We start from the raw sequence: 1,366 nt of genomic DNA on the forward strand, positions 1-1,366 counted from the left end.
CCACAGGAGCGACCGCGGAAGTGGTGTTCACCTACACCGCGAGCGACGGCACGGTCAACCAAACCAATACCTTAACCATTACCGTGACAGGCACCAACGACGGTCCAGTAGCGATTGATGACACATATGAAACTCATAGTGAGACGCTGCTCTTCTCTGAGTCCTTTGAAAACATGACAAACACAGGTCGTTGGACTGTAGTAACTGGCGACGAACTAGATGATTGGGAAGCAACAAATGGTCTAGAGATTCAGCGTGACGGTCTCATAGCTGAAGCGACAGACGGTGACTACCTCGCTGAGCTTGATGCTCATCAAAACACCGCGATCACAACAAATATTAATACGTCAGACCAAGATAGCGTGCGTGTTGAATTTGATTACAACCCTCGACGAGACGGTAATTCATCTTCTGACATGACGTTTAAAGTCGGTGACACGTTAGTTACTGTTCACGCCGATGGATCTCTATCGGGTGCCGACGGACTTAATGTCCAAATAGGGCAACCTGACGCAAATGGTTGGTATAAGATCACGGCTGAGTTCGAAGTCCAAGGGGACGTTACGGACCTTACATTTGCAGGCGCTGGTGCTTCAGATAGCTACGGTGCGTTGTTAGATAACATTACAGTGACAGGTATTAATCAATCTAAACTTGTTACTGCTGAAGACACGTCTATCACGATTTCTTTTGATGAATTGTTGGCGAATGATACTGACATTGATGGTGATGAGCTCTCAATTGTTGTGGGTTCAATTACCTCCGCGACTAATGGTGAGCTGTTTGTCGACTACACAAACAATACAATTACATTCACACCGGATACCGACTATAACGGGGAGGCAACTTTTAAATATAAAGTGACCGATGGGAACGGTGGGGAAGACGAAGCAGAAGTTACGCTTAATATCACTCCTGTGAACGATGCACCAGTGCTGATAGGTGATTTGTTGGGTGAAGTGGATGAAGAAGGCAGCTACACCATTACGGCTGAGGACCTAGGCTACACGGACGTTGATGATACAGACACAGGTGTGACCTTCACGGTCGGCAACGCGAGTGACGGCATAATCTTAGTCGGTGGTGTTCCGTCGAACCATTTCACTGTGGCGCAGTTGGCGGCGGGTGAAGTGACGTTCAAACATGACGGCAGTGAAACCACGTCAGCGTCGTTCGATGTGAACGTTGAAGACGGCAACGAAGATGGTAGCACACCGGTAGACAGCACTTTCAACTTGACGGTGACGCCAGTGAATGATGCGCCGGAACTAACAGGCGATTTGGCGGCGGAAGTGGATGAGGCAGGCAGCTACACGATCTCGGCAGCTGACTTGGGTTATACAGACGTTGACGATACAGACACAGG

The 1,366-nt window shown here is 48.8% G+C and carries 1 protein-coding gene; it reads left to right on the top strand.

Annotated features, from left to right (window positions below; all coding sequences use genetic code 11):
• Nucleotides 1–1,366 (top strand): tandem-95 repeat protein (locus AB4507_RS21965; RefSeq protein WP_372183375.1); only part of this gene is annotated, 1,366 nt, incomplete at both ends.

It is taken from the genome of Vibrio sp. 10N.222.54.A3 (genome assembly GCF_041474095.1).
In the GTDB taxonomy this organism is placed as follows: domain Bacteria; phylum Pseudomonadota; class Gammaproteobacteria; order Enterobacterales; family Vibrionaceae; genus Vibrio; species Vibrio crassostreae_C.